Source organism: Paenibacillus sp. EB106-05-06-XG162, assembly GCF_058791655.1.
Map to the genome: position 1 here is coordinate 255,955 of NZ_JBYTDT010000007.1, position 24,287 is coordinate 280,241.

Below are 24,287 nucleotides of genomic sequence, written 5' to 3' on the forward strand. Positions count from 1 at the left end.
CATGCACGATGGGAGGGAGCGAATTTCCACTATATCAAGCAGGGGACCGTCCTGGGTGGATGGCATTTTTTTTGTGCTCCATGAATGGCAACAGCCCCTTCAACCCTAGAAGGTTGAAGGGGCTGTTCCATATCCATTAACGAGGTCTTTTCGTGAAGATCTGGAACGTGACGCCGAATTTATCCGTTACCACACCATACGCAGGGCTAAAATAAATTTCTTGCAGCGGCATCTCGACTTTGCCGCCTGGCTGCAGCGCATCAAAAATTTGGCGTGCTGTGGATGCGTCGCTGGTTGAGAGGCAGATACCCACATGATTGCCTGTCACAACCGAATCGCCTGGGATGCTGTCGGAGACGAAGAATACCGTCTCATCGACGTTTAATACCGAATGTGCAATTCGTTCCTTGGCATCTACTGGAAGCGTACCTTCCGGTCCCTCCCCAAAGGTTTGCTGGAAGAGCACTTTTGCTCCTAACGCTTGCTCATAGAATTGAATCGCTTCCTTGGCAGTTCCGTCCAGTAGTATAAATGGGTTGACTTGTGTAGACATGTTCAACAACTCCTTCAATATTGGTAATCGATTGGATCCAGCTCTGCTGCCTTGCTGCTGGACTTTGATCTTATTGTAGATCATAATGGTGACAACTATTGTCATGGTTATTCCAACACAATAAAATTTTCTAATAAAATGGGGGCAGATCATGCCAAAATCCAAACGACTGATGGAAATGATGATGGTCGTCAATCAGAAGCGGAAATTTACGGTGAAGGAACTTGCCCAGGAATTCGGCATATCGCAGCGGACGGTTCTTCGGGATTTGCAGGAATTAAGCGAACTGGGTGTACCCTTGTACTCGGAGGTGGGGCCGCATGGCGGATATCGCGTGTTGAAGGAGAGAATCTTGCCGCCGATTGCTTTTACGGAGGAAGAGGCGATTGCCATCTTTTTCGCGACGCATGCTTTGCGCCACTATACCTCGCTGCCCTTCGAGACGGAATCGTCATCGGCCCTGGGCAAGTTCTATTATTATATGCCGGAGGATGTGCGTGCACGGATTGATCAGATGAAGTCTCGGGTTGATTTCGTCACGCCGATGAGGCAGACAGGATCTCCGTATCTGGCTCTACTGCTCGATGCAGCCGTCCAACAGAAGGTGCTCAGTATCGATTATGAGTCTCGTGGCGGCAGGTCGGAACGCGAGGTTCAACCAATTGGCATTTATACCAAAAACGGCTTCTGGTATTGCTCAGCTTACACGTTCTCGTATCAATCGATACGTGTCTATCGTTGTGATCGGATTCATACGGTGCTTCCTTCGTCAACTGAACCGCTGCCATCCATCCGCTCACTCAATCTAGATACGATGGATTTGAATCATTCACCGGGTCTAGAAGAACCGAAGATAGAACTGGTTGTGGAACTCAGTAAAGAAGGCGTGGAGCTATGTGAGGCCGAAATCTGGTCAGCGCCTTATGTTCGTAAGCGTGAGGATGGGTCGGGTTCGATGGAAGGCGAGGTACCGCGCAGTGAGATTCCATACTTAGCGAAGTTCTTCATTGGGCTTGGCCCAGATGCCAGAGTGCAGCGTCCGCAGGAACTCGTAGATCGTATTCGGCAGATGCTTAGCGCACTGGTGGATCAGTATGGCGGGTGATGAAAATATATTTTAGTGATAAAGGAGAAATGGATTGAATGAAACAAGAGGCCCCATCCCTTGAGGGTGTTCAACAAGTTGTATCGGAATGTCTTCGTACCTCCCATTTCACGGTTGAAAGAGTACTCAGTGGCGTATCTACCTATGTTTATCGTGTTCATTCGTCTGGTAAAGTGCTATATCTTCGCGTTCTACCGGAGAGAGAGTTGAGCTTTGGCGTAGAAGTGCATTTGCACCAGTTGCTGAGACGAAGAGACGTGCAAGTACCTGAAGTGATCCACTTTGAGCATCACAATGAAATACTGGGCATGTCCATCATGTTGGTCACAGAGATTCCGGGTATAGACGCAAGTAGTTGCGCATCCTTCGATAGGTATAAGAAACTCCTTAAGGAGGCAGGGCATCAGATCGCTCGAATTCATCAAGTAGACGTCGACGGATTTGGTTGGATCGTGAGAGGCGATGCGTCTCTTGAAATGGCTTTACGGGCTGAGAAAAGTAACCTTTATGATGTCATTCATGCATTTTTGGACGATGATTTATCAATATTAGCAGGTCATGTAATTAGTCTGGAGGAAGCTTCTCGGATCAGGAGGATATTGGGTGATGGTACCGATCTTATGACGCGGCATTCTTCGAAATTAATCCATGGGGATTTTGATGACTCCCATATTTTTCAGCAGGATGGCCGGTTTACAGGCATTATTGATTTTGGAGAAATACAAGGGGGCAGCCCATTGTATGATCTGGGACATTTCAAGTTACATGATGGCCAACGTTATCAAGGATTTGATGCTTTGGCGGCGGGGTATCACGAAGTGCGGACGCTTACGAACGATGATCATTCGGAAATTGACCTCTGGGCTTTATGGATTGGGATTCGAAGGCTTGGCATGATGTATAAAAGGCCTTGGGGCGGCTATCACGAGCACTTAAGCCGTATAGTGAAGCAACTACTAGCGCAAATGTAACCTATGAAATAATTTATTTTTTGACGTATAATTTCCATTTATTTCATGGTAAGTTAGAGATGACCTCATAGATTTACATCACACATTTTGATGTCTATAGGAGGCAGCGAACCATGGAAAAATTGATCTTGAGCTTAACGTATTTCTCAGCATTGGGTGCTGGGCTGATGGCAGGTTTGTTTTTTGCATTCTCGACCTTTGTGATGACGGCGCTAGAACGGATACCGAAGTCACACGGCATTAGCGCGATGCAATCCATCAACCTGACCATTCTGAATCCCTTGTTCGGGCTTGTATTTGGCGGTACGGCCTTGGCGTGTATTTTCCTCGCGATTACATCCTTCTTTCGACTAGGTACCGTCAGTGCCAATCTAATTCTGGCAGCTAGTCTACTCTATTTGATTGGTGTCATATTGATAACGATGGTATTTAATGTACCGCTCAATGATGCACTCGCTGCTGTGGATCCGAATAGTGCCGCTGGCGCTGATGTATGGCGTACCTACTTAGACCGCTGGGTGCCATGGAATCATGTGCGTACGATCGCATCGCTTGGATCCCTTATTTTGTTTATCATCGCGCTTCGTTGGAAGTCCTAATTATTTTTTTTGAAAATTTATCGCGAACCTGTCGATTCCGGAAGTTTCCGTTCGTCGTCCTAGTAAATGCAACGTTAATCCCTATCGAAAAGGAGACATTTCCATGTTAACAGCAACTTCAAAGGACGGAACTAAAATCGCGTATGACAAAGCAGGTCGCGGGCCATCACTCATCCTGGTAGCGGGAGCGTTTAGCTATCGTAAATTTCCTGGACAGGTACAGCTGGCGAAGCTGTTATCTGAGCAATTCACGGTATATAACTATGATCGTCGCGGACGTGGCGATAGCGGTGATTCATCCGCATACGATATCGCACGCGAGATTGAAGATCTCCATGCCATGATCGATGAAGCTGGCGGCTCGGCTTATGTGTGGGGATTGTCATCCGGAGCGGTCCTTGCGCTGCAGGCGGCAGCGAGCGGGGCGAAGATTACGAAGCTGGCTCTGCATGAACCGCCATTCGTCGTGGATGCGGCAGGCCACAAGCCGCCGAGTGATTTCGCCAAACACGTGACGGAGCTTATTGCTGCGGGTCGCCGGGCGGATGCGATCAAATATTTTATGACGCAGGGCATGGGTGCGCCTTCGTTTGTGGTCGGTATGATGCGGCTAATGCCAGGGGTATGGTCGAAGCTGATGGCCGTGGCGCACACACTCCCTTATGACGCGGCTCTACTTAACGGATATATGGACGGCAAGCCGCTGCCCGCTGACCTGTGGACCGCCGCTGCGATGCCAACCGTCATCCTCGAGGGCACAGAGAGTCCGATTCAGCTGCGACACGGTGCACAGGCGCTGGCGGGTGTGCTGCCTAATGCACAGCTGCGGAGCAAAAAAGGGCTCGGACATACCAAGAAGCTTAATGCGCCAATGATTGCCTCCGAGCTGACAGCATTCTTTTGAAAAAATAATATTGGATGTCGATTGGGTCCAATCGCATTCGTCGTATAGATAGAAGCGGCTTTCGTAAGAAACGGAGCTTCAACACATTAGAGGAGGAAGATCGCTATGAGATTTATGATGATTGTCAAAGCAACAACCGATTCGGAAGCAGGGGTAATGCCTAGTCAGGAGCTTATTGATGCGATGCAAAAATACAACGAGGAATTGGTGAAGGCCGGTGTACTGCTCGCTGCGGATGGGCTCATGCCAAGCTCAAGCGGTATTCGCATTTCCTACCCAGAGCCTGGAGGCAAGCCAAAAGTGGTGGACGGTCCGTTCACCGAGGCGAAGGAAATGATCGCGGGATATACGCTGATCGAAGTGAAATCCCGAGAAGAAGCGATTGAATGGGCGATGCGTATGCCGGACCCTCATGGCTTTGGGCAGGGTGAGGTTGAGCTTAGACAAGTATTTGAAGTCGAAGACTTAATGAGCGATCCTGACACGTTGGCCAAGGAAGCGCTGCTTCGCAAACAGCTTGAGGAGCAGAAGCAAGCGTGACGGTAGCGAATACACAGCGAACCATTGATGCCATATGGCGTATCGAATCTGCCAAGCTGATTGCGGGATTAACGCGAATGGTAAGGGACGTGGGTCTCGCAGAGGATTTAGCCCAGGATGCGCTGGTGATTGCCATGGAACGGTGGCCGGAGATCGGTATCCCAGACAATCCGGGTGCCTGGCTAATGACGACGGCCAAGCGGCGTGCGATTGATCTGCTCCGCCGGAACAAGGTGCGTGACCAGAAATATGTAGAGATGGCTCACAGCATGGATTTATATACCGAAGAAGACATAGATGCTGCACTAGACGGGGAGATCCATGATGATCTCCTCCGTCTGATCTTCATGACCTGCCATCCCGTGTTATCACAGGACGCAAGAGTTGCCTTGACGCTGCGTTTACTGTGCGGGCTGACAACGGACGAAATCGCACGCTCGTTCCTTGCGGCTGAATCCACGATTGCTCAACGTATTGTACGTGCGAAAAGAACGCTGAATGCAGAGAAGGTTCCTTTTGAGGTGCCTGTGGGGGACGAGCTTAAGGAACGCTTGGCCGCTGTACTTGAAGTTATTTATCTGATGTTCAACGAAGGGTATTCAGCAACTTCCGGGGATCATTGGATCAGGCCGCTGCTCTGCCAGGAGGCGCTTCGATTGGGGCGCGTTCTTGCCGAGATTGCACCGCAGGAATCAGAGGTTCACGGGCTGGTTGCCTTAATGGAGATTCAATCCTCCCGATTCAGAACTCGGGTGAATGCGGCAGGAGAACCTGTGCTTCTCATGGATCAGAACCGAGCGCAATGGGATCGTCTATTGATTCGCCGTGGGTTGGCGGCACTCGAGCGCAGTCAGAAGGCAGGACGTCTACTCGGACCTTACGCGCTGCAGGCTGCGATTTCGGCTTGCCATGCTGAGGCGCCTACCGCAGCAGAGACGAATTGGATTCGGATTGCAGCCTTATACGAAGCGCTGTCACGGGTATCACCGTCGCCGATTGTTGAACTAAACCGGGCAGTTGCTATTTCCATGGCGTTCGGCCCGGACTTCGGCCTGCAGATTGTGGATGGGCTAAGCGCTGAACCTTCCTTGAAGGGCTACCATCTGCTGCCGAGTGTGCGCGGCGATCTACTGGTGAAGCTGGGGCGGCTCGATGAAGCTCGTGTGGAATTTGAACGAGCAGCGTCCATGACTCGGAATGCAAGGGAGCAGGAATTGCTGCGAGGTCGGGCTGCCGAATGCGCGTCTGACACATCGAAATAATTTTTTTTTAGCTACCATGTCGATTACCTCGTTTCCCGTTCGTCGACTTCATAGAGGATGAGATTCGGCAGCTTGCCGCCGACCTAGATCATCTCCCGAATAGGAGGGAAACGATAATGCGATTTATATTGATAATCAAGACGACAGTATACTCAGAAGCGGGTGTGAAGCACAGTCAGGCATATGATGAGGCGAGGATAGCTTATATGAAATCGTTGGCTAGAGCCGGTGTGCTCCTCGCGGACGAAGAACTTCAGCCGAGTGCCACCGGGCTTCGAATCGGGTATCCGGTACATGGCGGAGAGCCTGAAGTAACGGTTGGACCTTTTCCGGTAAATCAAGGGCTCATTGCGGGGTATACGCTAATTGATGTGTGTTCTGTAGAGGAAGCGATCGATTGGGCGCGCCGGATGCCGGTCCCTTATGGGCCTGTGGCATTTGAAATCGAGGTGCGCAAGCTCGAAGAGAATCGGCACACGCCAAGGAACCCCCGGATTCTGGCAATGGAAGATGATTTAGAAGACCAACGGAGCATGTTGAAAAAAATATAATTAAAGGGGCATATACAAGATGAATCAGGAAATCACCGACTTTATCGAAGCATTAAAAGAACCATGGCAGGGAGAACTGTCCACGAATTTGCGTCAGATTGTGCATCAGGCGATACCGGAAGTGCAGGAGCGCATGCAGTATAAGAAGCCCCATTTTCTGAAAAACGGCAAATATGCCGCTGTGATCTCGACCGCCAAGGATGCGGTTAGCTTTACGATTTTTCATGCTACGGACCTGGTGCTTCCAGAGGGAATGTTCGATGGCCCGCCAGAAAGAAAGACCTTGAAGCTGCGCAAAGGGGATACGGTGGATTCCGGACAGCTCGTGTCATGGGTCAGCCAAGCATCGAGCGTACTTTGATTGCGAATATCAGGTTTAAGTTGTCAGGTAGGAGAAGGACTGTTCTTTGCAGCACACATGTGCTTGGGGCGGTTCTTTTTTGCGTCAAAGAGGCGAAGACGAACGAATTCATGAGATAGAGAAGGCATAAGCATAAGAGTGAAAGCAATACAGTTTGTAGAAAAAGTTGGTGGAACATGCCGATCCGTCGCACGAACCGGACACCCCTCGTCTTTGTCCCAGGGATGTTCGGATCAATGAGCAGTACCATTATTCCAGGGACAGGGCATTGGAGCTTCGGCGTGGCGGGCGTATTCTACGAACCGTTCATTCAATTGCTGGAGCAGATGGGCTATCAATTACACGTTGATTTGTTCATCGCCTACTACGATTGGCGGCAGCGTATTCCCGATATCGTGGATACGTATCTTATGCCTGTCTTGAACAAAGCCAGACGTGTAACGGGGGCAGCTCGTGTCCATCTCATCTGCCACAGCATGGGGGGATTGATCGCGAGAGGCTATGTTCAGAGCAGGCATTATCAGAACGATGTAGACCAGCTCATCCTGTTATGTACGCCCAATGCAGGATCGCCGTCCAATTATCGCTACTGGACCGGGGGGACACTAGAGCCCGATTGGGAGGCATCTGAGAATATTGTTACCATGGCTATGAACAGTTACTTGGATAATTTGAAGCATGACAACCCGGAGAATCCGCTCGAAGCCGTACATACGGTGTTTCCGAGCTTGCATGAATTCGTACCTGCCAAGGACTATGGCGATTACCTTGTCATTGGCTGTGACAATGCGATGCGGTTCGTTCCTTATCGCACGATGCAGATACAGAATGCTTTCCTCGATCGATTGAATGCAGGTCGTTCAATTATTTACCATCGCGGAATCCGGGTGACATTAATCGCAGGGATTGGGACTCGTACCGTGCAATTTCTTTGCATGGTGCAAGGATCGATGAATAATGGGGAGCTTGATGGCGCCTCCGTCTGGCGTACGGTCAATAGTGATGCGGGTGACGGGAATGTCATGGTGAGCAGCGTATTTGTGCTGGAGGGCGACAAACATCTCGTTGAAGGCAATCATATGCAGGTGTTATTACGCAGTGAGTTTATTCTTCGCTCGAAGTTGATTTGAATAGAGATATGAGCTCAAAGACACTAGAGTGAGTATGAGGCGCTAGTGTCTTTGTTGTGTCTCACGTGTCGACATTCGTTAATAGGAGGTGAGCTGTGCGGACGTGATACGGACGTCTTCAAGCATCTGATATGCTAGGGAATATCAAGCTCCGATCTTATCTTAGCGGTAAGTTTGGCGTTTTTGCGTTAAAATGAAAAGGATAGCAGGTAATGAAGGGAGCGGACGAGCATGAAAGTGTTAGAAGTGGATATTATCGAAGCAGGTTACGAAGTCCACGAGCCGAAAATTCATGGGATTCAGTTCGAAGTGAAACCCGGTGAATTAGTAGGATTGATCGGGCCGAACGGCGCGGGCAAGAGTACGACGATGAAGAGCTTAATGGGCTTACTGAAGCATTGTAAAGGCGAGATCCGATTCATAGGACCGCAGCAGTCTTACAGTTATATTCCGGAGAAACCGATTATGTATGATGCGATGACGCTGTGGGAGCATTTAGAGCTGGCTGCTGCGGCCTATGATCTCCCAGTGGACATATTCGAACGGCGAGCGAATGAGCTGCTGCGGCAATTCCGGCTTCAAGATGTTAAGCATCAACTCCCAGCCAGCTTCTCCAAAGGCATGCAGCAGAAAATGATGCTCGTCATCGGCTTCTTAACCGAGCCGGATGTCTACATTGTGGACGAGCCCTTCGTTGGGCTGGATCCGAGAGCGACGAAGGATTTCCTCCGCATGCTGGATTTGGAGCGGGAACGCGGTGCGGGCGTGTTGATGTCCACCCATGTGCTCGATACGGCCGAGCGGATCTGCAGCTCCTTCATCATGGTCGACCAGGGGAGAGTGGTTGCGAGCGGCACGCTTGCCGAGGTTCAGCTGCAGAGCGGATTGCCTGATGGCACGCTGCTCGATTGTTTCGATGCTTTAACTTGAGTGAGAGAGAGTAGGGTGAACAGGCATGCGCATCAATGCGAAGCAACTAGCGACGAGACGGCTAAGAGAAGAAGCGGTCTATCAATATAATGCGCTGCGTAGTGCAGTGGACTGGACCGTTATGCTGTACTTGATTATACCAGGCATTTTTTTCGCGATTATCGGTTATCGTTCATTGTGGACGGATGCATTCCCCGCCTGGATTGAATATATGCCAGCTTCTGTTGTGGCGACGCTCTTATTCCTCTGTGCGAGAAGAGGAAATATCCGCGTGCTGGTGCAAGAAGCGGACGTCTTATTTCTTCGGCAAAAAGAAAACTGGGTACACACGCTAACTCGGGTTGGGTGTCTCTACAGTATGGCGCTGGATGCAATCATTAGTGTCTTGGCCTACGTGACGGTACTGCCGATCGGGATCCGTTCCTTCGGATGGACGTGGACGGCGTGGACAGGACTCCTCCTGTTCCATCTATGCTATTCAATTCTATGGTCCTTCTTAAATAATCGCATCCAAATATCGTTCTCAGGCTGGCGTCGGTGGCTGATTAAATGGGGCGTGACCGCGGCTGGCGGCGCAGCGTATGTGCTGCTTGCTCTTCGATGTAATCAGCTAACATGGCTGCTGTTAGGGTGTGCAGTGCTGGTGGCGGCAATCATCGTGATGTTCATGCGGTCACGTATACGGCGCGTGAATGCTTTCGAACAGGACATCATCGTAGAGGGCAAGCAGCGGATGCGGTTGACAGGGTTGCTGCTGAATAATACTTTGGAGAAGTCCCCATGGTTTCGGATGCGCAGACCGATGTTATTCCGCCATTCGAATCATGTGTTCTCTTCCCGTAAGCCGCATATGGTGGTGGCCGAACTCGCGATCAAATCCGTATACCGATCGAATTTGGAATTAAAGATGATGCTCCAGTTTCTAGGTGCAGGTCTTGTTGCCGTGTTACTGACCCCCGCGACGATCAAGATCATTGTGTACGTAGGGTTAACCTTGTTAATCTGGTATTGGATGCAGGGCGTCTGGAATGATTTCGTGAAATCGGCGTATGTCAAAATGTTTCGTTGGCGGGAGGAGGACCTCCAGGCGGCCAAACCGATCGCGGTATACGGCATGATGCTGCCGCTCACCTTGGTACTCGGTCTAGTTACCGGCCTGTTGATCCAAGGGGTGTGGGGCGGGATCTTCGCACTTCCCGTAAGTGCGTTGTTCGGCTGGATCATCGTGCAGACGATTGGTGCGATCGATATTCGCAAATAATATTCAAATATAAGAATTTATAAGTTTCACCGATAAATTGTTCTTATATTTCCGAAGATACGCTTGTCGTCCAATAAGGACGACGAAGTCGTTTCTTCTTGTTTTGTATGAAATTGGGCAGGATAACACCCGTAACCACCTTCAATACGGAAAGAAGTGAGCCATTATGAAAATCGTACTTATTCGTCATGGGCAAAGTGTATGGAATGTAGAGAATCGATTTACAGGTTGGACGGATGTGGATCTATCCGAGAACGGTCTGAACGAGGCACGGCAAGCCGGGCAAATCTTGAAGAAACATGGGTATGTATTCGATGAGGCGTATACGTCCGTGCTTAAGCGGGCGATACGTACCTTATGGATTGTGCTTCATGAGATGGACTTGATGTGGATTCCTGTTCATAAGACATGGATGCTGAACGAACGGCACTATGGCGCGCTGCAAGGGCTGAACAAAGCAGAGACGGCGAAGCAATACGGCGAGGAGCAGGTCATGCAGTGGCGAAGATCTGCGGAACTGCGGCCCCCGGCGTTAGATAAGAATGATGAGCGATATGAAGCTTCGAATCCGAAATATAAGTCCTTGGCGGAGGGTGAATTCCCTCTGACGGAGAACCTGGAAGATACGGAGAGACGGGTGCTAAAATATTGGACGGAAGAGATTGCGCCCGCCATTCGCAAAGGGGAGAAGGTCATTATCTCGGCCCATGGCAACACACTCCGTGCGCTCGTGCAATATCTGGACAATATACCTGCGAATGGGATTGTCGATCTTAATATTCCGACCGGCGTACCACTGGTGTATGAGCTCGATGAAGACCTGAAGCCGATCCGGCACTATTATCTCGATATGGATGGCGAAGTGGAGGAAGACGCAATTCCGAAGCATATATGATGGGATGAAGCCAAATTCGCATCTAGAAAGGGATACGGCTATCAATGAAGAAGCCTCCGTTACGCCCTATGAAAGGGAATTCGGAGGCTTCGCTTATTATTTCTTGAGCAATAAATAGATAAAATACGGTGCACCGATCAAGGCGACCATAATCCCTGCGGGAATACCGTCAGGACCGACGATTTGGCGGCCGATGGTGTCTGCGACTAAGAGCAGCCATCCGCCGATCAGAATGGCGATCGGAATGAACAGTTGATTCCGAGGACCGACCAGCGCTTTGGCGATATGCGGTGCCATCAGTCCGATGAAGGCGATCCCACCTGTAACCGAGACAGCGGAAGCAGATAGAGCAACCGCAACCAACAGCAGAATGAGGCGCTCCTTGTTGATGGAGACACCGACACCGATAGTGACGGGCTCATTCATCGCGAGCAGGTTCAAGCGATTGGCCCGATAGAGCGTGAATGGAATGAGGATGACCAGCCAAGGCAAGATTGCCCAGACGAACGGCCAATCCGTACCCCAGATGTTCCCGGCAAGCCATTTGGCGATAAAATCAACCTTGGTACGTTCAGCCGACGAGATCAGTACAATCATGATGCCGGACAGTGCCATGGAGAACCCAACCCCTGTTAACACGAGCTTAACCGGCTGAAGGCCCGTGTCCTTGTGATACGCGAACACATAGATCAGACCAGCCGTAATCAACGCCCCGATAAAGGCAACGATCGGTATTACATAGATAAAGGAGCCTGCATCAATCGGGAAGAACAAGAAGAAGACTGCAATGGCTACGCCAGCTCCTGAATTGATGCCGATGACACCAGGATCAGCCAGATCATTGCGCGTAATTCCTTGAAGAATCGAACCCGATAGCGCGAGAGCCATCCCGGCTAAGAGCGTAATCACGATCCGCGGCAGTCGAATCGAGAATAGGACGAACTCTTCTTTGAATGTGCCTTGCCCGAACAGCGTAGGGAGAAGTCGATCATACGACAATTTCGAATACCCCAGTCCCATACTAATCGTAACTGTAAGTATAATAAGTACGAGTAAAATAAGTAGAATAAGCCGTTGCTTGCGAATAAGTGCAGGTTGAATCATGAGAAGGACTTCCCTCCTTTACGTACGATAAACAGGAAGAAAGGTAAGCCAAGCATCGCCACAATGGCTGCAACAGGCGTCTCATAAGGCGCATTGATCGTACGTCCGAGTGTATCAGCGAACAACATGAATACGGCTCCTGTAATCGCGGACATCGGAATCGTGTAGCGATAATCATTGCCGACAACCGCACGCACGATATGTGGAATCATTAATCCGATAAACGTCATATTGCCGACCAGTGCAACGGATGCGCCTGCGAGCAGAATAGTCGCGAAGATCAACAGTGCTTTTAGCTTCTGAACCTTCTGGCCGAGTCCAACGGCAACCTCTTCGCTGAGGCTTAGGATCGTCAACTGCTTGGAGAGCGCCATGGCAATCAGAAGCCCGACGATAATGAAGGGCACAATGACTTGAAGCTGTTCCCATGAGGTGCCGATCATTCCGCCCGCGGTCCACATAGACACGTCTTTGGAAATTTTGAAATAGATGCCGATGCCTTCCGCAATCGCATACAAGAACGCCGATATAGCGGTACCGGCGAGCACGATTCGAAGCGGAGACAAGCCGCCTTTCTTAATCGTACCGATCCCGAACACGAGGACGGACCCCAGCGCGGCTCCGATAAAGCAAGCAATCATAATATGGAAATAATTCGCGCTCGGAATGAAGGCCATGGTCACGGCGAGCGCTGCATTAGCGCCAGCGGTTAACCCAAGCAGGCCTGGATCGGCCAACGGGTTACGCGTCATGCCTTGCATCATCGCGCCGGATACGGCAAGCGCCGCTCCGACGAAGATAGCTGCAATTTCACGAGGTAAGCGAATTTCACGAATCAACGATATTTTGTCTCCCGTAGCGTCTGCCGAGGTTAGCGCGAGCCACACATCCTTAATTGATGTATCGGCTGCCCCGAACACCATCGCGACTGTGAACATTGCCACGAACAGGAGAATTCCTGCGATCAGTTTGTAGACAAATGGGAAGGAACGTCGATTCGTCATCGGCTTAGTTCCCTAGAAATTTCTCGATGAAGAATTCAAGTTGGAAATCAAGCGTTAACGGGTCATTGAAGTAGAATGATTTGGCATCCGCTTCATAGACACGATTGTTTTTCACCGCAGGAATGTTCTTGTACGTATCGGTATTTTGGAACGAGTTGTCGGTATCTTTGCTTTTGCTGAAAATGATATAGTCGCCAGCGAACTCAGGCAATACCTCGGCGGATAGTGCATAATAGCCGGGCTTCATAGCCAGTTCTTTCACTTTTTCAGGCATTTTCAATTTCATTTCCTGATAGAGGATCTCTGTACCGCGTGCCCAGTGATCGCCGAAGACATAGAGCTGCTTATCGAAGTTCTCGATAACCGATACGGTTGCGTTCTCGCCGATCTTCGCTTTAATGTCAGCGCCTGCCTTGGCTGCGCGTTGTTTGAAATCATCGACCCAAGCTTGTGCTTCCTTCTCCTTGTTCAGGAGCTTGCCGATTTCGATATGCTGCGTTAAGTAGTCTAACTTGCCGTAAGTATAGGTCACGGTCGGCGCGATTTCTTTCAATTTGTCCACATTCTTTGTCGTAGACAAACCGATGATGAGATCCGGATCAAGCTCGATGATCTTCTCTAGGTTCTCATCCGATACTTCTTGGACGTCCTTCAATTGATCTTGGAACCGTGGGTTCATCTTCGACCAAGAATCGACGCCGACAAGCTTAACGCCAAGCGACATCACATTGCCTGCGTACGATGAGAGGACAACAACCCGCTGCGGATTACTGGGCACTTCGACAGGACCCGTCTCGGATTGGTACGTAAATGTTGCGGGCTGCTCTGCCTTCGCGGGTTCTTTCACTGCGGAATCATCCGCTGGCTTAGCTGCTTGGCTGCTGCAAGCGCTCATCAAGATGACGAGTACAGCAAGGACAGGGAGTAATAGTTTTTTCATGTTCTGTTCTTCTCCTTTGAGAAATGTATTGTAATAAGTATCAATGTCTATTATTGATAATGATTATCAGTATCGATGGCCTTTTAATAAAATAGCCGTAAACACGCCTTTTGTCAACAAAAAAATGTCTATATTTTCGCGCATCAATATGGTACGAATAGAAATACTAAATGGATTATGGAAAAGAAAGGAGAAAGTGATTGCGATGGAGTTTGTCATCCCACTATTAGCATTAATCGGTGTCATCGTGGTTGCAACGGTGCTGAATAAGAAGTTCCCGCGCGTACCGCTTGCCTTATTTCAAATTTTACTCGGTGCGATGGTGTCGTGGTTGCCTTTCATCCCTCTCACCCTAGAGTTCGAACCTGAAGTATTCATGGTCTGTCTCATTGCTCCCTTATTATTCAGTGATGCTCGCGTGACGTCGCGCAAAGAATTATGGGTCTATCGCAAGCCGATCTTATTCATGGCCTTGGGTTTGGTATTAATTACGGTCATAGGGCTTGGTTATGCCATACATATGTTAATTCCGTCCATGCCGCTTGCCGCTGCATTCGCGCTTGCAGCTGTGCTGTCGCCGACAGATGCCGTTGCCGTGAAGTCGATTACGCAGGGGCTTCCGCTGCCATCGAGCTTGATGCCTATTCTGGAGGGGGAGTCGCTGCTGAATGATGCGGCGGGCATTGTGAGCTTCAAGGTTGCGCTGGCGGTTGTGTTATCGGGTGTCTTCTCCGTTCAAGCGGCGACGTTCAATTTTCTCATCGTCTCGATCGGGGGTATTCTAGCGGGACTGATCTGCGGGTTCTTATTCGTTAAGTTAAGGCTATCGCTTAGGCAGAATGGGTTCGAAGAGGTGAATTCGCTCGTCGCGATTCAATTTATAACGCCCTTCGTGATCTTCATTATTGCGGAGGAATTAGCGGTCTCCGGCATTCTAGCGGTGGTCGCTGCGGGGATCATCCATGGCATTGAGCGGGACAGGCTCCAACAGACGTCAACGAAGATCCAGATTACCTCGAGTACGACTTGGTCCGTCCTTAGTTATCTATTTAATGGGTTTGTATTCGTGTTGCTGGGTTTTCTTCTTCCGGAGGTCGTGCATGGATTGCTCACGAGTCAAGAAATATCGATCATGGTGGTTCTTGGCTTTACACTCCTCATTAGCGTGGGGCTATTCTTAATTCGGTATATCTGGGTATATGTGCTCCACCGCAATTTCGCTGCAATCGAGGGGCATGAGCCTCATGGAGAAGCCGACAATGTATCCAGAGGTCGGTATGCGTTCTTGACTGCAACCTGCGGGATTCATGGAACGATTACGCTTGCGACGGCGATGTCAATTCCATTTGTGCTGTCGAACGGATCGATGTTCCCTTATCGGAATACCATTCTATTCATTTCCGCGGGCGTCATTCTGCTCAGCTTGCTCTTCGCCACGATCGTGTTGCCCCTTTTGCTGAGGCATACGGCCGAGCAGGAAGATGAAGAGAAGTCCTTCATGTCGATGCAGGAAGCGACGCAATACATTCTGCAGCGGACGATCCAGCTCTTGGATGCCGAGTCAGACAAGGATCATAAGAGGGCGACCTTCAGGGTCATTCGCGAGTTGGAAGAGCAGCGTCGGATGATGGAGGAAGGCAAAGCGTCGAGGCTGTCGAGCAGCGTCTTGCGCAAGCTTCAGGAGCTCGGCCGCGAAGCCGAGATGAAGAAGCTAACGCAGATGATCGAACAGGGAGAAGTGTCTCCGCAACTGATGATGCATTATCCGGTCATCAGCGAGCCTCAAGAGCTCTATACTGTACGATCGAATCTACGTCGCATATGGTTCCGTTATAAGATGTATTGGATGAAGAAGAAATTGAAGAAGCTGAGCGGAGCGCAGCTGCCGCCTAGAATTGCTTTGCGAACGAAGGAGCTCACGGCGTTCGTCGAGGAGATGCATCGCGTGAAAGGGGAGCTGCGGCAGGCGGCGATTCAAGCGATCAAGCAGCATATGACTCCGGATAATCGTTACGAAGCGCTCTTTATGATTCAATATTACGCTAGGCAGCAGCAGTCATCGCTTAGTGAGGAAGAAGAAGCAAGCTTCATGGACATGGTAGGTGAAGTGCGGCTGCGGAGCATTCAATTGAAGCGGGATTTGGTACAGAATCTAGAAGAATCGGAACAAATTACGCCAGCAACGCGGCTGAAGCTGCTGCAGAATATGAACTATGAAGAAATGCTGCTGCTGGATCCGACGTAAGTCAGCAGCAAAAGAGCCATCCAATGACCGGATAATAACCAGTTGGAATGGCTCTTTGTTATGTCCTAAGCATTTATCGATTTAGAAGAACTTCACGAGTTGATCTTTGATCGCCTCATTCGTTCCGCTAACAACGGTCCGAATTTGCGGTTTATTGAACAAGGCTTGGATCTGTGCTGGATATTCCTGACGGATCTCACGCAAGCGAATGGACTCGTCGAACTTCGCTGGATGCGCCGTGGATAGGATGATCGTGACATCGTCCTCAGCAGCTAGATTGTCGGCTGCCGCTGCGCCGCATGCAGTATGCGGGTCCATGAGATAGTTGTATTTCGTATAGTAGTCGCTCAGCGTGTCGAGGCACGCTTCGTTCGATACGCTGTAGGCGGAGAAGTCGGACTGCACGTGGCTCAGCGCATCGGACTCTACGACGATCCGTCCCTCAGCTTTGAACTGTGTCATGAGCGTGGACACCACTTCGCTGTTCCCGTCGTTCAAGTAGTAGAGATATCGCTCGAAATTGCTCGCCACTTGGATATCCATTGATGGGCTGTACGTACCGCGGAATTCTCCAGGCTGGTACAAACCAACATTTACGAAGCGCTCGAGAATGTTGTTCGCATTCGTCGCCAAGATGAGCTTGTGGACCGGCAATCCCATTTGCTGTGCAAGATAGCCGGCGAAAATATCGCCGAAGTTCCCTGTCGGAACGCTAAAGCTGATCTTACGATCGACGCCTTGCTTCGCTAATTGGAAGTAAGCATAGAAGTAGTACACCGTCTGCGCCAGAATCCGGGCAATGTTAATGGAGTTGATCGCACGTAAGTGGTATTCATGTTTGAAGTCGACATCAGCGAACAGCTCCTTGATGATGCGCTGGCAATCATCAAACGTACCTTCGACTGCAAGATTCAATACGTTGGCATCGTCCACTGTCGTCATTTGCAGGGCTTGCACCTCACTGACCTTCTGATGCGGATGCAGGATACAGATACGAATGCCTTCTTTGCCGCGCACGCCTTCGATGGCCGAAGCTCCTGTATCCCCTGAAGTTGCGCCGACGATGTGGATGATCGAATTGGTTTTTTTGGACACATAGGAATAGAGGTTACCCAAGAATTGAAGCGCGACGTCTTTGAACGCAAAGGTCGGGCCATGGAATAGCTCCAGAATATAACGCTTATCGTCTAGCTTGTGGACCGGTGTCACTTCCTCATGACGGAAGGTGCCATAGCTGTCATCAACAAGCTTCTTCAGATCGGCTCTTGGAATTTCATCGTTCACGAACAAGGAGAACACCTCGAGCGCAAGTTCGGGATAGGTGAGCTCTTGCCATTGACGCAGTGTCTCTTCGGATAATTGCGGCAGGTGTTCTGGAACGAGTAATCCTCCGTCATTCGCGAGTCCCATCAGGATGGCGTCGATGAACCCGATCGGGGCGACTTGCCCCCGTGTGCTGATATACTTCATATTTAATCTCCTCGTTAAATAAAATTACATCCATTGTACATGATCTGGGGTTCAAGGTCGATACAGAACTTGAAGTCAGTCAAAACGTTGAAATCTGCAGGCCGAACTGGTTAAATGAGGGATAAGTATCAGAATGGAAATTCAATTGGATAAGGAGAAGTACAGCCATGACGCATAACAAAAGATACAAGCTTACAGAGGTTAGCAGACAATTAGCGAATGTTGCAATGGGGCAAGCCCATGCGGATCTCGTCATTAAGAATGGAACACTCGTAAATGTATTCTCGGGCGAACTCGTCGAACAGATCGATGTTGCCATTGCTGTAGGGAGAATTGCGCTTGTAGGGGACGCAGATCACACCATTGGGGAAGAGACGACCGTTGTTGATGCCGCAGGCAGATACATCGCTCCAGGGTTATTGGATGGACATATGCATGTCGAGAGTACGATGTTGTCCGTGACGGAGTTCGCTAGAGCGGCACTATCGACGGGGACGACAGGTATTTTCATGGACCCGCATGAGATTGCGAATGTATTCGGCAGCGAGGGCGTACGCTTGATGCATGAGGAAGGGCAGCAGCTGCCACTCAAAGTCTTCACGACCTTCCCGTCCTGCGTTCCGGCAACCATGGATTTAGAGGATGCTGGAGCGAGTTTGTCCGTAGATGATATTCGAGCAGGGATGCAGTGGAACAATGTCGTAGGGCTCGGTGAAGTCATGAACTTCCCGGGTGTCGTCTTCGGGGATCCGCAGATGTGCGGTGAGATCGAAGCGACGATTGCAGCCGGCAAGACGGTGACAGGGCATTTTCCGAGTGATGATGATCGGATGCTGCAAGCCTACTTGAATGCTGGAGTGACTTCAGATCATGAGACGGTGACGCGAGAGCAAGGGCTTCAGAAGGTTCGCCTGGGCATGCACTTAATGATCCGGGAAGGTTCCGCATGGCATGATGTGAAAGAGGTTATTAAGATCGTGACTGAGGATAAAGTGAATACGAGCAATATCTCGCTGGTCACGGATGACGTGAATCCGCAGACGCTTGTGGAACTCGGGCATTTGAACCATGTCGTTCGTCGCGCGATTGAAGAGGGAGTAGATCCGGTAACGGCGATTCAGATGGCAACCATTAATGTGGCGCGATATTTCCGCATGGACCAAGACCTTGGCAGCATCGCACCAGGGAAATGTGCGGATATTCTTCTCATTGATGATCTCCGCCGCGTTGTTCCTTCAACAGTGATTACCGATGGGCAAGTGATTTATGATCAGGGCCAATATACCGTGGAGCTCCCGAAATTTGTCTATCCTGAACATATTTTGAATTCGATGAATGTGAAGCGGGCGTTAACGGCGGATGATTTCAAGCTTGCAAGCCAGGGTGCCGCGGATAAGACCGAAGTGAATGTGATTGGCGCGATTGAGAATAGTGCACGGACGGAGAAGAGGAAGGCTGTGCTGCCTGTGGTGGATGGCATCATTCAACCGGACCTGCAGCAGGATGTCATTCGACTTGCATGTATCGAGCGTCACCATGGAACTGGCCAGATCTCGAATGCGTTTACCCATGGCTTCCAGATCCAATCGGGCGCCGTGGCTTCAACTGTCGCTCATGACAGCCACAATCTTATTGTGATGGGCGTGAGTGAGGAAGATATGGCTTTTGCAGCGAATGAGCTGGTTCGCATCGGCGGCGGAACGATTGTCGTTCGAGACGGCAAAGTACTTGCGCAAGTGCCGCTCGCGATCGCAGGGCTCATGTCGGAGAAATCCTTGCAAGAGGTTGTGCAAGAAGTGACTCAGCTCGATGAGGCGTGGAAGGAAATTGGATGTCCGCTCAACGCGCCATTCATGACGTTCTCCCTGATCGCGCTGCCTGTGATTCCAGAGATTCGAATCACGAATCGCGGTCTTGCCGATGTTACCCAGTTCAAGCTGATTGATGTAGAAATCGGATAATATCTGAACGTAGAGGAGTGGGAGCGTATGAAATATCGTCGACTCGGAAAAAGCGGGCTCGAAGTATCCTTATTAGGACTCGGAACCAATGCATTTGGCAAACGCGCGGATGAAGATACTTCTATTCGGATTATTCATCATGCGATCGATCGCGGGATCAACTTCATCGATACAGCCAATATCTACGCTGGCACGGAATCCGAGCGCATTATCGGTGAAGCGCTCGTAGGGAAGCGACAGCACGTTGTGCTGGCGACGAAGGCAGGGCTCCCGACCGGGACGGGTCCGAATTCGCGCGGCTCATCGCGCTATCATCTGCAGCAGGAGCTGGAGCAGAGTCTTCTGCGTCTGAAGACGGATTATATTGACTTATACCAGATCCATACGTTCGACCTGAACACGCCACTTGAGGAGACGCTGCGCACGCTGGACGACTTCGTAAGCTCCGGGAAAGTGCGCTATATTGGCGCTTCGAATTATGCGGCATGGGAATTCATGAAGGCGCTGGGCATTAGCGAGAATAAAGGTTTTACGCGTTATGTTTCTAGTCAGACGAGCTATTCGTTGGCAGACCGTACGCCTGAGCAGGAGCTTATCCCGATGTGTGTGGATCAGGGTGTTGGGATTATTCCCTATTTCCCGCTGGCTGGCGGTATTCTAAGTGGTAAGTACCTTGCAGCCGAGCAAGCGCCGCAAGGGTCTAGAGCAGAGACGGACCCTAACTTCAACCGATTCCTGAATGATCAGACGATTGCGTTAGGACAGCAGGTCAGCAAGCTTGCTGCGGATCGAGGCTATACGCCTAGCGCGCTATCGCTCGCATGGCTGATGGATCAGCCGGTCGTCTCGACGGTCATTGTGGGGGCGACGAAGGTCCAACAGCTTGAGGATAACCTACAAAGTCTAGATGTACAGCTCACGCCTGAGCTTGCGCAATCCCTTCAGGAGATTAGCGAACCTTTCCGCGATGGCAAGCCTTTTGCCTTATATCGCCTCACATAATCAGGTGCGCCTATAGTTGCTCGCCATCCCCATCTTCCAAGAGATGGGGATTTTTTTGTATCCAGGTGTTGACATTTCGTGAATATTGTATATAGTATATATATACACTATTTACTTGATGAACACACATCAATTATCGGAGGTAGATAATGAACATCATCATATCTCACGCATCTGAAGATCCGATTTACATCCAGATTGTGAATCAGATTCGACATAGTATATTGAGCGGCGAGATGAAGGCTGGAGACAGTCTCCCGTCCATTCGCCAGCTAGCCAAGGATTTGCAAGTGAGTGTGATTACGACGAAGCGTGTGTACGAGGAGCTCGAGAAGGAGAAGCTGATCGACTCGGTGGTCGGCAAAGGCTCATTCATCTCGGGCGCCAATATGGAGTTTATCCGGGAACAGCGCATGAAGCTGTTAGAAGAGAAAATGATTGAAGTGATTCGAGAGAGTCGTGATTTGAATATGAGTGAGGAAGACATTATCAACCATCTGAAGTTATTGTTCGAGGAGGAACAGACATCATGAATGCCATAGAAGTACGTAACTTAAGCAAGTCCTATTCCCAATTTTCCGTTGACAATATATCTCTTGATATCAAGAAAGGTTATATCACCGGGCTGATCGGACCGAACGGCGCAGGGAAGAGCACGCTGATCAAGATGATGCTCGGCATCGTCCGTCCGTCGGCGGGAAGTATCCGCATGCTCGGCGCTGAGATGCCAAGCGAGGAGATTGCGATTAAGCAACGCGTAGGGATTGTCTCCGATGATTGTTTCTATTATGAGCATTTATCTTTGAAGGATATGAAGAAAGTGATCGCGCCTTTCTATACGAAATGGAATGAAATGAAATTCAACCGCTATATGGAGCAGTTTGAGTTGTCGCCGACGAAGAAGATCAAAGAGTTATCCAAAGGGATGAAGATCAAGTTCGCCCTAGCGATTGCCTTATCGCATGAGGCTGAGCTGCTCATTATGGATGAGCCTACCTCGGGACTTGATCCCGTATTCCGCAGGGAGCTATTGGATCTGCTCGCTGACATTATGCAGGATGAGCGGAATACGATTCTATTCTCGACGCATATTACGACCGATTTGGATCGGATTGCCGATTACATTGCCTTCGTTAATCGCGGCAAGCTTGTGTTCAACGATGTGAAAGACGATGTATTGGATCGTTATGCGATCGTCAAAGGTGGCCAAGACCTGCTCGACGCAGATATTCGGGCCAAATTCATCGGTCTTCGCGAGACATCGGTGGGGTTCGAAGGACTCGTCGACGATCGCAAGCAAGCGCAGGAGTTGTTCGGCAGCTATGCCGTGCTTGAGACGCCTTCACTAGAAGACATCATGTACTATACCGCTAAGGGAGGTCCTATCTATGCTTAACCTGATTCGTAAAGATTTCATCGTCATGAGGAGCTCGCTTGGACTCATTCCTTTATATTTCGTGATATTCAGCTTGGTCCTCATATCCAATACGATGTCAGCTTACTTCCTGGTCGCTGTCTATACGGCTTTCACTACGTTGATGATGAGCACGGGTGCGGATGTGAAGAACGATAATCATGCGTTTCTCATTACGATGCCAATGAACCGGGCGCAAATGGTTAAGTCGAAGTATGCCACAGCGCTTCTGTATACGGGAGTTGCAGCGATTGCTTGCTATATTTTCTACACCATTGTTCGTTACGTGAAACCAAGTCTGGGCATGCCCGCTTATTCGATGGGACAATTCCTGGCTTCGATCGGGATATCTTTGGTACTCGTATCCATCTACTTGCCGCTGTTCTACTGGCTTAGCAAAAAAGGCATGGCGATCATCAACATGGTCTTCATGATTATACTCATTGGGTTAACGCCGTTCATGAATATCGGGACGTACCTGATGCGTAAACAGAATGTCGGTTCAATCGACAATACGAGCGTTGCGCTTATCGGATTAGGCGTCGTGCTTCTATTCATTGCTTCTTACTTCTTAGCCAAATACTTGTTCAACAGAAAGGATTTATAATCACAATGAAAACATCATTTGCAAACATCATGAAATTTACGGCGATCTGCGCCATGGTTACATCGATTGGCCTTACTTCCGTGCTCGGTTCGGCATCTGCAGCTCCAGCTGCGAAGCCGTTGCCTGTGAAGGTGAATACCATTCAGACGATTGAATTTCAGACGAATGACAAATTCGAAGACTTGAAATTCCTTAAGAAAGCGATCGGCGATAAACGAATCGTCATGCTTGGTGAGAGCTCGCACGGTGCGGCGGAGTTCAATAAGTCGAAAGCGAGAATCGTGCAATTTTTACATAAAGAAATGGGATTTAACGTCCTTGCCTTCGAATCAGGACTTGGGGACGCGAGCGGTACATATGCTGGGATCTCGAAACTAACAGCCGAAGAAACGCTGCGCAAATCGATCTATCCGGTATGGCATGCGAAGGAATTGGTTCCGATGTACGATTATATCAAGCAGCAATCGACGACGAAGCAGCCTCTTATCCTGACTGGATTCGATATGCAGCCGAATGGCGCCTTCGGCCGGTTTATGGAAACATGGTTCGCGCCAATCGACAAAGCATTTGCGGAAGAAGCGAATACGCTTGAGAACAAGCTAACCGATATCTATTTCAACATGGATTGGGATCAAAAGGATTGGGATAAAGACTACGCGTATGTGCTGGATGGCTATACGAAAATCCAGAAGTTTATAGCGGCGCACGAAGCTGAACTGCAGAAAGATTTCCCGAATGACAAGACTATTCTGCCGATTATGAAACGTGTCATCTCCGATCGAATCTATATGATTCAGAATGTACTTAAGGCTCAAGTGGCTTTTAACAATCTAACGATGGAGAATTATGTGGTCTCGACGAGCCTGCGCGAGAATGTCGCTTACCTGCGTGATGAGATGATGGCGAACACGTTAACATGGCTGGTGGACCATGTCTACAAGGATCAGAAAGTCATCGTATGGGGCCATAACTATCATCTTCGGAAGAACAATTCCGTGATGGCTTCGCCGGTTCAGCTTCATTTGTACGAAGGCGGTTCGGTGCCGAACATGGGAGAACTGATGCCGTCGCGCTTGAAACAGCAATCGTACACGATCGGTCTATTCATGTACGGAGGGGCAACAGGAGCGAATGATGGGTCTACTATGCCAGTGAACGCGAAGATGGGTCCGAACAGCTTGGAGACGATCTTGAAAGGCGCAGGGAAACCGTACGCATTCTTCGATCTAACCTCGGCAGACAACAAGGAATGGAAGAATAGTATGCATACCGGCCTGTATTGGGGTATGATCGAAGAGCCGTTCGTGCCAAGCGAGCAGTATGATGGGATTTTATTTATCGAGAAGACGACACCATCTGTCTATTTACCGAAGAAATAATACAAAGAGCCCCGCTTCGTCATGGTCAAGACCCCATTTTATAGACACTGAATAAAGCCCTAGGCTGTAAGCTGCTTCCGGTACTCTACCGGAGGCAGC

Annotated in this window: 24 protein-coding genes; 19 read left to right on the forward strand and 5 right to left on the reverse strand. The window is 49.8% G+C overall.

All coding sequences use genetic code 11. The features are described from left to right. Positions 1 to 136: 136 nt before the first annotated feature. Positions 137 to 553 carry a VOC family protein gene (locus tag AC3WU2_RS17335; RefSeq protein ID WP_492456294.1) on the reverse strand — a complete coding sequence of 139 codons (417 nt, stop codon included), beginning with the start codon at positions 551 to 553 and terminating at the stop codon, positions 137 to 139. 151 nt (positions 554 to 704) lie between these two features. Between AC3WU2_RS17335 and AC3WU2_RS17340 the strand changes: the two genes are divergently transcribed. The 12 genes from AC3WU2_RS17340 (at position 705) to gpmA (ending at position 11,062) form a co-directional block, all read left to right on the forward strand. After that, positions 705 to 1,658 (forward strand): helix-turn-helix transcriptional regulator, encoded by a 954-nt coding sequence (locus tag AC3WU2_RS17340; protein WP_492456296.1) that lies wholly within the window; start codon positions 705 to 707, stop codon positions 1,656 to 1,658. 38 nt (positions 1,659 to 1,696) lie between these two features. Then, entirely contained in the window at positions 1,697 to 2,629 is a 933-nt protein-coding gene (locus AC3WU2_RS17345; RefSeq protein WP_492456298.1) for a phosphotransferase family protein, read from the forward strand. A 113-nt stretch (positions 2,630 to 2,742) separates the two neighbouring features. Further along, positions 2,743 to 3,228 (forward strand): anthrone oxygenase family protein, encoded by a 486-nt coding sequence (locus AC3WU2_RS17350; protein WP_018754390.1) that lies wholly within the window; start codon positions 2,743 to 2,745, stop codon positions 3,226 to 3,228. 103 nt (positions 3,229 to 3,331) lie between these two features. Next, complete coding sequence (locus tag AC3WU2_RS17355) at positions 3,332 to 4,132, forward strand: alpha/beta fold hydrolase (RefSeq protein WP_492456301.1); 801 nt, start codon at positions 3,332 to 3,334, stop codon at positions 4,130 to 4,132. Between the two features lie 105 nt (positions 4,133 to 4,237). Then, positions 4,238 to 4,672: a YciI family protein gene (locus AC3WU2_RS17360; RefSeq protein WP_018754392.1), complete on the forward strand. Its 435-nt coding sequence runs from the start codon at positions 4,238 to 4,240 to the stop codon at positions 4,670 to 4,672. Beyond that, on the forward strand, positions 4,669 to 5,934 hold the full coding sequence (locus AC3WU2_RS17365) for an RNA polymerase sigma factor (RefSeq protein ID WP_492456303.1): 1,266 nt from the start codon (positions 4,669 to 4,671) through the stop codon (positions 5,932 to 5,934). Before AC3WU2_RS17360 ends, AC3WU2_RS17365 begins: the two co-directional genes overlap by 4 nt. A 116-nt stretch (positions 5,935 to 6,050) precedes the next feature. After that, positions 6,051 to 6,485 carry a YciI family protein gene (locus tag AC3WU2_RS17370; protein ID WP_492456306.1) on the forward strand — a complete coding sequence of 145 codons (435 nt, stop codon included), beginning with the start codon at positions 6,051 to 6,053 and terminating at the stop codon, positions 6,483 to 6,485. A 19-nt stretch (positions 6,486 to 6,504) separates the two neighbouring features. After that, positions 6,505 to 6,846, forward strand: coding sequence for a DUF1801 domain-containing protein (locus AC3WU2_RS17375; RefSeq protein WP_492456308.1), 342 nt, complete (start codon positions 6,505 to 6,507; stop codon positions 6,844 to 6,846). Between the two features lie 236 nt (positions 6,847 to 7,082). Next, entirely contained in the window at positions 7,083 to 7,976 is an 894-nt protein-coding gene (locus tag AC3WU2_RS17380; protein ID WP_492456310.1) for an esterase/lipase family protein, read from the forward strand. A gap of 231 nt (positions 7,977 to 8,207) precedes the next feature. Continuing rightward, on the forward strand, positions 8,208 to 8,906 hold the full coding sequence (locus tag AC3WU2_RS17385) for an ABC transporter ATP-binding protein (protein WP_492456312.1): 699 nt from the start codon (positions 8,208 to 8,210) through the stop codon (positions 8,904 to 8,906). A 25-nt stretch (positions 8,907 to 8,931) separates the two neighbouring features. Then, a complete protein-coding gene (locus AC3WU2_RS17390; RefSeq protein WP_492456314.1) occupies positions 8,932 to 10,167 on the forward strand; it encodes an ABC transporter permease in 1,236 nt (411 codons plus the stop codon). 163 nt (positions 10,168 to 10,330) lie between these two features. After that, positions 10,331 to 11,062: a 2,3-diphosphoglycerate-dependent phosphoglycerate mutase gene (gene gpmA, locus AC3WU2_RS17395; RefSeq protein ID WP_492456351.1), complete on the forward strand. Its 732-nt coding sequence runs from the start codon at positions 10,331 to 10,333 to the stop codon at positions 11,060 to 11,062. A 96-nt stretch (positions 11,063 to 11,158) separates the two neighbouring features. Here gpmA and AC3WU2_RS17400 read toward each other — a convergent pair whose 3' ends face one another. Genes AC3WU2_RS17400 through AC3WU2_RS17410 form a run of 3 tightly spaced genes read right to left on the reverse strand, consistent with a single transcriptional unit; the run spans position 11,159 to position 14,110 of the window. Further along, positions 11,159 to 12,166, reverse strand: coding sequence for a FecCD family ABC transporter permease (locus tag AC3WU2_RS17400; RefSeq protein WP_492456316.1), 1,008 nt, complete (start codon positions 12,164 to 12,166; stop codon positions 11,159 to 11,161). Beyond that, entirely contained in the window at positions 12,163 to 13,170 is a 1,008-nt protein-coding gene (locus tag AC3WU2_RS17405; RefSeq protein ID WP_492456318.1) for a FecCD family ABC transporter permease, read from the reverse strand. The genes AC3WU2_RS17400 and AC3WU2_RS17405 overlap by 4 nt, the downstream gene beginning before the upstream one ends. Positions 13,171 to 13,174: 4 nt before the next feature. Next, a complete protein-coding gene (locus AC3WU2_RS17410; protein WP_492456320.1) occupies positions 13,175 to 14,110 on the reverse strand; it encodes an iron-hydroxamate ABC transporter substrate-binding protein in 936 nt (311 codons plus the stop codon). 205 nt (positions 14,111 to 14,315) lie between these two features. Here AC3WU2_RS17410 and AC3WU2_RS17415 point away from each other — a divergent pair, with 205 nt between their 5' ends. After that, a complete protein-coding gene (locus AC3WU2_RS17415; protein WP_492456322.1) occupies positions 14,316 to 16,355 on the forward strand; it encodes a Na+/H+ antiporter in 2,040 nt (679 codons plus the stop codon). Positions 16,356 to 16,436: 81 nt separating this feature from the next. Here AC3WU2_RS17415 and thrC read toward each other — a convergent pair whose 3' ends face one another. After that, the gene (thrC, locus tag AC3WU2_RS17420; RefSeq protein WP_492456324.1) at positions 16,437 to 17,825 is read right to left on the reverse strand and encodes a threonine synthase; all 1,389 of its coding nucleotides are present in this window, start codon (positions 17,823 to 17,825) and stop codon (positions 16,437 to 16,439) included. Positions 17,826 to 17,992: 167 nt separating this feature from the next. Between thrC and ade the strand changes: the two genes are divergently transcribed. The 6 genes from ade to AC3WU2_RS17450 all read left to right on the forward strand — a co-directional run bounded on the left by ade (position 17,993) and on the right by AC3WU2_RS17450 (position 24,188). After that, positions 17,993 to 19,786, forward strand: a complete 1,794-nt coding sequence (ade, locus tag AC3WU2_RS17425; RefSeq protein ID WP_492456326.1) for an adenine deaminase — start codon at positions 17,993 to 17,995, stop codon at positions 19,784 to 19,786. 27 nt (positions 19,787 to 19,813) lie between these two features. Continuing rightward, positions 19,814 to 20,788 (forward strand): aldo/keto reductase, encoded by a 975-nt coding sequence (locus AC3WU2_RS17430; RefSeq protein WP_492456328.1) that lies wholly within the window; start codon positions 19,814 to 19,816, stop codon positions 20,786 to 20,788. A gap of 149 nt (positions 20,789 to 20,937) precedes the next feature. After that, the gene (locus tag AC3WU2_RS17435) at positions 20,938 to 21,321 is read left to right on the forward strand and encodes a GntR family transcriptional regulator (RefSeq protein WP_492456330.1); all 384 of its coding nucleotides are present in this window, start codon (positions 20,938 to 20,940) and stop codon (positions 21,319 to 21,321) included. Further along, complete coding sequence (locus AC3WU2_RS17440) at positions 21,318 to 22,184, forward strand: ABC transporter ATP-binding protein (RefSeq protein WP_492456333.1); 867 nt, start codon at positions 21,318 to 21,320, stop codon at positions 22,182 to 22,184. The genes AC3WU2_RS17435 and AC3WU2_RS17440 overlap by 4 nt, the downstream gene beginning before the upstream one ends. Continuing rightward, complete coding sequence (locus AC3WU2_RS17445) at positions 22,177 to 22,809, forward strand: ABC-2 transporter permease (RefSeq protein ID WP_492456335.1); 633 nt, start codon at positions 22,177 to 22,179, stop codon at positions 22,807 to 22,809. Before AC3WU2_RS17440 ends, AC3WU2_RS17445 begins: the two co-directional genes overlap by 8 nt. A gap of 5 nt (positions 22,810 to 22,814) precedes the next feature. Next, complete coding sequence (locus AC3WU2_RS17450; protein WP_492456337.1) at positions 22,815 to 24,188, forward strand: erythromycin esterase family protein; 1,374 nt, start codon at positions 22,815 to 22,817, stop codon at positions 24,186 to 24,188. The last annotated feature ends 99 nt before the right edge of the window (positions 24,189 to 24,287 follow it).